The 6,466-nt window shown below is 56.5% G+C and carries 7 protein-coding genes; 3 read left to right on the forward strand and 4 right to left on the reverse strand.

Annotated features, from left to right (window positions below):
* Nucleotides 1–8: 8 nt before the first annotated feature.
* The 3 genes from FHW16_RS18955 to FHW16_RS18965 form a co-directional block, all read right to left on the reverse strand.
* Entirely contained in the window at nt 9–923 is a 915-nt protein-coding gene (locus FHW16_RS18955) for an ABC transporter permease (protein WP_182550832.1), read from the reverse strand.
* A gap of 5 nt (nt 924–928) precedes the next feature.
* A complete protein-coding gene (locus FHW16_RS18960; RefSeq protein ID WP_182550863.1) occupies nt 929–1,711 on the reverse strand; it encodes an ATP-binding cassette domain-containing protein in 783 nt (260 codons plus the stop codon).
* A gap of 110 nt (nt 1,712–1,821) precedes the next feature.
* Nucleotides 1,822–2,796, reverse strand: a complete 975-nt coding sequence (locus tag FHW16_RS18965; protein ID WP_182550833.1) for an ABC transporter substrate-binding protein — start codon at nt 2,794–2,796, stop codon at nt 1,822–1,824.
* Nucleotides 2,797–2,913: 117 nt separating this feature from the next.
* Here FHW16_RS18965 and FHW16_RS18970 point away from each other — a divergent pair, with 117 nt between their 5' ends.
* From FHW16_RS18970 to kynA, 3 genes are read left to right on the forward strand one after another with little or no spacing between them, the layout of a single operon-like run.
* Nucleotides 2,914–3,657: a GntR family transcriptional regulator gene (locus FHW16_RS18970; RefSeq protein ID WP_182550834.1), complete on the forward strand. Its 744-nt coding sequence runs from the start codon at nt 2,914–2,916 to the stop codon at nt 3,655–3,657.
* A gap of 22 nt (nt 3,658–3,679) precedes the next feature.
* On the forward strand, nt 3,680–4,915 hold the full coding sequence (gene kynU / locus FHW16_RS18975) for a kynureninase (protein ID WP_182550835.1): 1,236 nt from the start codon (nt 3,680–3,682) through the stop codon (nt 4,913–4,915).
* Complete coding sequence (gene kynA / locus FHW16_RS18980; protein ID WP_182550836.1) at nt 4,912–5,751, forward strand: tryptophan 2,3-dioxygenase; 840 nt, start codon at nt 4,912–4,914, stop codon at nt 5,749–5,751. Before kynU ends, kynA begins: the two co-directional genes overlap by 4 nt.
* 16 nt (nt 5,752–5,767) lie before the next feature.
* Here kynA and FHW16_RS18985 read toward each other — a convergent pair whose 3' ends face one another.
* On the reverse strand, nt 5,768–6,127 hold the full coding sequence (locus FHW16_RS18985) for a hypothetical protein (RefSeq protein WP_182550837.1): 360 nt from the start codon (nt 6,125–6,127) through the stop codon (nt 5,768–5,770).
* Between the last annotated feature and the right edge of the window lie 339 nt (nt 6,128–6,466).

Consider the following 6,466-nt stretch of genomic DNA (forward strand, 5'->3'; position numbering starts at 1 on the left):
GCGGATGCCTATTCCCGAACCTTCTCGCGAATTTGCGTGCCGGAACCGGATTTGCGCAGGTTTGGCAAAGCCAGCATGAGCAGAACAAACGCGCCGGTGGCAAATTTGAGGTCAGCAGGAGCCAATCCAAGCGTCAGACAGAAGGAGATCAACTGATAATAGACGATGGACCCGACCACGGGTGCCATGACCTGACGGAAAATCGTTTGCCGTCCGGTGATCGCTTCACCGATGATCAGCGCGGCAAGTCCGTTGATCAGGATACCAAAGCCCATATTGACGTCAACGAAGCCCTGCGTCTGCACCATGATGCTGCCGCCGGTGGCCGAGAGCGCACTGGCAACGCCGACACCCATGATGGTCGCGATGCTCACATTGATGCCCTGTGCCTCAGCCATGTCAGGGCTTGCGCCGACAGCGCGCATGGATGTGCCTTTCTCGGACATGAAGAAATACAGCATTGCGCCCACGACCAGAGCGATGAGCGCCCCGACGATGATGATCTTGACCCATGAAACATTGGCCGATGGTCCTGCCAGAATAGTGAAGATCGTATCATAGGTGAAAAGCGGAATATTGGTCCGGCCCATGATGCGTAGATTGATGCTGTAGAGCATCGTCATGACAAGAATGCCGGCCAGCAGCGTATTGATCTTGAAGCGCAGGTGGATGAAGGCGGTCGTGCAGCCCGCCAGAAAGCCGCAGAGCAGCGCAACACCGCATGCCAGAAACGGATTGACGCCCATTGTAATCAGCGTGCCGCAAACGCAGCCGCCGAGCGGGAAGGCGCCTTCCGATGTCAGATCGGGGAAATTCAGGATGCGGAACGGCAGCATGACGCCGAGCACCACGAAGGCGACGATGAGACTTTGCGCGATGGTAACGGGAATGAGACCGTAGAAACTGGTAAGAATGTCCAGCATATCGCTTAACTCCCCTGCAACGCGATGGCGTCGGATTTCGTGTGAAACCGGTCGATGAGGTCAGGCACGGTGATGCCATTCTTCTCTTCCTGTCCGATTTCCAGCAGCACCTTGCCTGCGTCCATCATGACGATCTTGTTTCCGTACTTGATCGCATGTTCCATATTGTGCGTAACCATCAGTGTGGTCAGCTTCAGCTCCTCCACTGCGCGTACGGTCGTATCCATCACCAGTTTGGCCGTGCGCGGATCAAGCGCCGCCGTATGCTCGTCAAGGAGCAGCAGCTTCGGGCGGGTCGAAACCGCCATCACCAATGACAAGGACTGACGCTGTCCGCCGGATAGCAGACCAACCGGCATATCCAGCCGGTTTTCCAGGCCTAGATTGAGCTCGGAAAGCTGTTCGCGATACCTGGCCTTGCGGGCGGTGGTCAAACCATAGGAAAAGCCGCGCGGCTTGCCGCGCAGTTCGGCCAGAAGCATGTTTTCACCGATGGTCATGGTTGGCGCAGTGCCGATCATCGGGTCCTGAAACACACGGGCAATGAACTGGGCGCGCCGGTGGGCATTCAGTTTGGTGACGTCCTGTCCGTCGATCTTGATACGCCCGGAATCGAGCGGCAGTTTGCCCGAGACGGCATTGAGGAAACTGGACTTGCCTGCGCCGTTGCTGCCGATGACAATGCAGAAGTCACCCGGCCTGAGCGCGATGTTCAATCCATCAAGCGCCCGCCGTTCGTCCAGCGTGCCGCGATAAAAAATCTTTGTGCCGCCCGTTACGGCAAGCATGTCGGTAGTCATGTTTGAGCCCCTCAAACCAGAGCAAAACGCCCTATGTCAAAAGTTCCTGCGCCTGTGATGGCGCAGGAACTATATGTTTGCAGACGATAGGAGAAGGCTTATTTGACGAAACAGCCGCAATCTTTGAATGTATCCGGTGCTTTATGCCCGGTTTTTTCCAAAACCTTCTCGTTGATCAGCGCCGTGTGATCCGCATAGGACGGCTTGATAGGCGCGAGGCTGGCAGGAGACTTTCCGGCAATGATTTCGGCTGCAAGCTTCGCAGCGTTCTGACCTACTTTGGTGTAGGACACCTCAAATGCGGCCGCGACCAGACCATCGCGCACGGCTTGGGCCGATGCATTGACGATGGGGATATTGATGCTGAGGGCTGCGGCAGCAACAGCCGGAACCGCAGGCTGCACGAGATTGGATGCTGGAACGTAAATAACATCGGCCTTGCCGGCGAGCGAGCTCACACGGATCGGAATATCGTTGGTGTTGTCGAGACCGACTTCAACAACCGTGAGGCCCTGAGCCGCCGCGGCTTCCTTGACCAGCTTCAGCACGGCAACGTCATTGTCTTCGCCCGGATTGTAGAGATAGGCGAGGCGCTTGGCATCGGGCAGCAGCTTCTTGATGAATTTGACGACCGAATCGACATCCTGCAGGTCCGAAGCGCCTGTCATGTTCTTGTCGCCGGCTTCCCAGGAGGGAGTAAGTTTGGCAACGACCGGATCGGTTACGGCGGCGAAAACAACCGGGGTGCCGGTATTGCCAACAATCTGGCGTGCACCCTGCGCGACGGGCGTCGTAACGGCGAGAATCAGTTTCGGATTGGCCGAGGCCAGCTTGGTGACCATCTGCGGGATAAGGGTTGCATCGAAATTGACCTGCAGTTCATCGAAAACTGCATCGGCGATGCCGAGCTTGACCAGTTCGGCCTTGAAGGCGGTGACGGTTTCGTCCAGCTGCGGATGCTTGCCGAACTGCGCAATGCCGATCTTTGTCTCCGCATAGGCTGCGCTAAGCCCAAGCCCCATTCCCAGTGCTGCAGCAAGCGCTGTCCGCACGACGTATTTTGCACCGATCATTGATTGTTCTCCACTTTTTGTTGGCTTTTTATTGGCCTCGCCTCCTCAGGCTTGAAAATAATATAACAAACGTGAAATGATATACAAATAGAAAATGGCGAAGGCCGAGGGAACGCAATGGCCGAAAGTATCAAGTCGGAAAACCTCTATACAGCGTTGCGCTCACGCATCCTGAACGGCGATCTGCAACCCGGGCAGTCGTTGCGTTTGCGTGCACTGGCCGCCGAACTTGGAAGCAGCGCCACACCGGTCCGGGAGGCGCTGAACCGGCTGCAGGCGGAGAGTTTCGTGACGACCGAGGCCAACAAGGGCTTTCGCGTGGCTATCGTGACCCTGGAGGAATTGCAGGATCTGGAAGCGGCACGTTCCGTCATCGAAACCCAGCTTCTCATCAGCTCCATCGATAATGGCAACCGGGACTGGGAGGCCAATCTCGTCGGTGCCCATTACCGCCTGTCGACCTGTGATGTGCCCAATTCCTTTTCGCAGTTTGAGGCGATCGATATCTGGGATATTGCCCATACCGAATTCCATATGGCGCTCATCGCCGGAGCTTCCTCCAAATGGTTGTTGAATTTCGCCCAGCAGCTGCACGCGCAGTTGCACCGTTATCGCCGCCACATCATCCTGCGGATTGATCACCTGACGCGTGTTGCACAGGAAAACAGCGACAAGTCACTCGGCAATCTTTCACGCGAAGCGCTGGGAATCGACGCCCACACCGCCCTGATGGAAGCCGCACTCGCGCGGGACAAGGTCAAGGCTGAGGCCCTGATGCTCGATCATGTGCGGCTTGCCAAAGACGCCTTTCTGAAACTTGCCAAAGCCAGCGGTATTGCCGGTTTTGATACGGCCGCCTGACAGAACAAAGAGAAGAGTGACGATGACACGGATCAATGCAGCACATTCGGACCAGACAGATCCCCTCCGGCATTTTCGCGAGCGTTTTGATCTGCCGGATGGCGTCGTTTACCTCGACGGCAATTCACTGGGTGCCTTGCCGAAGACAGTGAAAGCCCGGGTTGCCCGTACCATCAGCGATGAATGGGGAGAACAACTCATCCGGAGCTGGAACACGGCCGGCTGGGTGCATCTGCCGCAAAAGGTCGGCGGCAAGATTGCGCGTCTGATCGGCGCGCAGGAAGGCACTGTCGTTTCGGCAGACAGTACCTCCATAAATCTGTTCAAGGTGCTTTCTGCGGCGCTCAGTCTCAATCCCGGCAGGACGGGGATTGTTTCAGAACGGGAGAATTTTCCGACCGACCTTTACATCGCGCAAGGCGTGGCCAAGCAGATTGGTCAGGGCCATCAGCTCGCATTGGCCGAAAAGCCTGCCGATATTCCCGCTATGCTCACCGACGACGTGGCTGTCCTGATGCTGACCCATGTGAACTATCGCACGGGGTACCGGCACGATATGACTGCGATCACCAAAGCAGCACATGACAGGGGAATTCTGGTTATCTGGGATCTGGCTCACTCGGCCGGAGCCATGGCGATCGACCTTGCCGGAGCCGATGCGGATTTTGCCATTGGCTGCGGCTATAAATATCTGAATGGCGGACCCGGTGCCCCGGCGTTTCTCTACGTCAATCCGCGCCACCACGGCGGCTTTCGCCAGCCGTTGTCGGGCTGGTTCGGGCATCGCGCGCCCTTCGCGTTCGAACCATCCTATGCACCATCAGGCGGCATCGAGCACTATCTGTGCGGCACGCCATCCGTGCTTGGCATGGTGGCCATGGATGAAGCGCTGACCCTTTGGGATGAAGTGGACATGGATGCGCTGCGGGCCAAGTCCGTTGCGCTCTGCGATTTCTTCATTCAGGAAGTTGAGGGTTTTGCCGATGAATTCGGCCTGACGCTGGTCACACCGCGCAATCCTGAACAGCGTGGCAGCCAGGTTTCCTATTCCTGTGAGAATGGCTATGCCATCATGCAGGCGCTGATCGCCCGCGGTGTCATCGGCGACTTCCGCGCTCCCGATATCATTCGCTTCGGATTCACCCCGCTCTACCTGAGCTTTGCCGAAGTTGCCGAAGCAGTTGCCATCCTGCGGGAAATCCTGACGACACGGGCCTGGGACGCGCCCGAATACAAGGTGCGGGGAGCCGTGACATGAGCCGCACACCTTACAATCCCGAGACTGAAGGCGCACAGATGTCCTTCGACGGACGCATGTCCTATGGCGACTATCTGCGCCTCGACAAGATATTGACGGCACAGGCGCCGCTGTCCGAGGCGCACGACGAAATGCTGTTCATCGTGCAGCATCAGGCATCGGAAATCTGGATGCGGCTGGTGATTCACGAACTCATGTCTGTTTGCGAACACATTGCGAAAGATGATCTCGCACCGTCATTCAAGATGCTCAGCCGTGTATCGCGCATTCTCGACCAGCTGAATTCCGCCTGGGACGTCTTGAGAACCATGACGCCGAGCGAATACACGACCTTCCGTGAAGCGCTGGGCATGTCCTCGGGTTTTCAGTCGTTCCAATACAGGGCGATCGAGTTTCTGGCAGGCAACAAGAACGCCGCCATGATGCGCCCGCATGCGCACAAGCCTGATATTCATGCGTGGCTTGATGGTATCCTGCGCGCGCCCAGTATTTACGACCAGTCGATCCGGCTGCTTGCGCGCAAAGGCTTTGCCATTGATAAAGCGGTGCTGGAGCGTGATTGCGCACTCCCCTACGAGGCCAACGAAAGCGTGCGCGATGCGTGGCTGGTGGTCTACCGCTCGCCGGAGGCTCACTGGCCGCTCTACGAACTTGCGGAAAAGCTGGTGGATTTCGAGGACTACTTCCGCCGATGGCGTTTCAACCATGTGACGACGGTTGAACGGATCATCGGTTTCAAGACAGGTACAGGCGGCACATCTGGCGTCAACTACCTGCGCAAGATGCTGGATATCGTGCTGTTTCCTGAATTGTGGAGCATGCGGACCGAGCTATGAGTCGGTCCGCGGCGAATCAGGCGGCGTATTTGTCGATGGCGACGCAATCCATGGCCGACTTGGCGTGGATGTGATTGCTGTGGGCAAAGCCATGCTTGGCAATCGCCGCAAGATCATCATCCGGCTTGATTGGCCGTGACCACCAGTTGTCGTTGAGAACCCAGCCTTTGGCCGTAGCGCTTTCGACTTCTTCGCTGTCGGGGCGAAGTACGCAGGACTCATGCATGATTCGTGCATTGGGGGAGCGTCTGTTCATCATCTTGCGGCCTTCGGCGAGGGCTGTTGCCTCATCTTCGGCAATTACAAGCTGATGAAACAGATGACGTGTCTGTTTGTACTTGGTCAGATAGGCGAATTTGACTTGATACGCTGGCACTTCATTCTCCTGCACCAAAGACTCAGTCGTTAACCATTTATTAATATTGGCGCTTGACACGGTTTTTTCAAGGAGACGCAGGTTTTATACAGATTTATTTGCGCGCATTTATTGACACCCGAAGTTTCACCAAGGTGTTGTTTTCACGCGATAAAGTGATTTTGTTCAGGCTCGAAATAAAAAGCCGTCCTGATCTTGGATCAGAACGGCCCAATAGTGGCGTCAATTGGCTTGACGCAAATCAGCCATAAACGAGTTTGTCCTGTCTTTGTCTGAGTTCGACGATCTTGGAGCCGGGGATGGGTGCGGCATTGGCGCTGGTGATGAGTTCGCCCTTGG

It is taken from the genome of Phyllobacterium myrsinacearum, from assembly GCF_014138285.1.
Classification (GTDB): domain Bacteria; phylum Pseudomonadota; class Alphaproteobacteria; order Rhizobiales; family Rhizobiaceae; genus Phyllobacterium; species Phyllobacterium myrsinacearum_A.

Excerpts from the sequence above, each read along its gene's own strand:
- FHW16_RS18955 (WP_182550832.1), bottom strand. The coding sequence starts at position 923 with ATGCTGGACATTCTTACCAGTTTCTACGGTCTCATTCCCGTTACCATC.
- kynA (WP_182550836.1), top strand. The coding sequence starts at position 4,912 with ATGAGCCGCACACCTTACAATCCCGAGACTGAAGGCGCACAGATGTCC.
- FHW16_RS18960 (WP_182550863.1), bottom strand. The coding sequence starts at position 1,711 with ATGCTTGCCGTAACGGGCGGCACAAAGATTTTTTATCGCGGCACGCTG.
- FHW16_RS18970 (WP_182550834.1), top strand. The coding sequence starts at position 2,914 with ATGGCCGAAAGTATCAAGTCGGAAAACCTCTATACAGCGTTGCGCTCA.
- kynU (WP_182550835.1), top strand. The coding sequence starts at position 3,680 with ATGACACGGATCAATGCAGCACATTCGGACCAGACAGATCCCCTCCGG.
- FHW16_RS18965 (WP_182550833.1), bottom strand. The coding sequence starts at position 2,796 with ATGATCGGTGCAAAATACGTCGTGCGGACAGCGCTTGCTGCAGCACTG.